The sequence below is a fragment of the Asaia sp. W19 genome (genome assembly GCF_003994335.1).
In the GTDB taxonomy this organism is placed as follows: Bacteria; Pseudomonadota; Alphaproteobacteria; order Acetobacterales; family Acetobacteraceae; genus Asaia.
The window spans coordinates 1-1,104 of sequence record NZ_PNQZ01000099.1 but is presented as its reverse complement, the minus strand read 5'-3'; the positions used below and the strand labels follow the sequence as shown (position 1 = coordinate 1,104).

Genomic DNA, 1,104 nt, shown 5'->3' with positions numbered 1-1,104 from the left:
CGTGCAGATTTCAGCGAATGCCATGAGCGTATGATCGCGTCCGGGCCCCAGCGCTGTCTCGACGCCGTCGAACGCTTCCGCACCGAGGACGATGCTTTCATCCGAACCTGCCTGACCCTGCGCGATTTGCCTGGACGTCTGACAGGGGGGAAGAACGCTCACCGTTTTGGTATGGAGAGCTTCACTCCTCTCGGCCGTATCGACAATCACTGGGTAGGTTACGGCCTTGTCGGGCGTTTCTGGCAGGCCGGGTATGGGCTGGCATCGACTGAGCGCACGGCCAAGGCATTTTGGGAGGCCGATGGCAGGGCCTGCCGTCTGCTTCTGACGTTTGCGACACAGCCTGCGTCGGATGGGGTTACGCGGCTCGTGACCAGGACAGAAATCTCCTGTCCTGATCCGCGGGACCGGCGCAAGATGACGCTTTACTGGCTGCTGATACGGCCTGTCAGCGGCATAATAAGACGCCGCATCCTGCGCGCAGTGGAAATGGAATGCATGAGAGCGGATATTCAGAAGGCCTCATAGGCGACGTTAGCGGAAATAAAGTAAGTATAAAGTATCCTTGCGGTAGATTGACGATAAATTACCTGATCAGTGTCTCTGGACGGGGTAATGGGTCGTCGGGGTTCAGGGACGGTTAGTTAAATCACGTCTATATCTCTGACAGGTTTTGCCCATATAATAAGTTTATTCGAAAAATAAATAATTTATGCATCCCTATGCAATCGGTGCAACCCCTTGCGTTGTTGCGCAACATTTCTATATCAGGCCGCGTTGTGCGCCTGAGCTCCGTTTCATGAGGAATCGGCGCCAAGTCCAGAGCAAGTATTCGCAACTATCGCAGAGGTAAGATCTTGGCTATCAGCCGTTCAGCCTATCGCACGACCGTCACCAATGGATCGACCCGCTATGTGGGCGCTGGCCAGACTGCGACCGGTGATGTGGTCTATGGGCTCAATGGCGGTACGGATCATCCGGCCGTGGATCTGGCTTCGGGCGGCGTCATCTCGGCGGCGACGGCACTTTCGGGCGGAGTGATCGCCGCAGCGGCCAATGGGACGACCTATGGCGGGACGGCGTATGAGAGCGGATCCTTTGCCG

At 56.6% G+C, this 1,104-nt stretch carries 2 protein-coding genes; both read left to right on the top strand.

From position 1 onward, the window contains the following. Nucleotides 1-528: hypothetical protein (locus C0V97_RS16705; protein WP_233582239.1), on the top strand; the 528-nt coding region annotated here is incomplete at its 5' end. A 329-nt stretch (nt 529-857) separates the two neighbouring features. After that, nucleotides 858-1,104 (top strand): hypothetical protein (locus tag C0V97_RS16700; protein ID WP_199751976.1); only part of this gene is annotated, 247 nt, incomplete at its 3' end.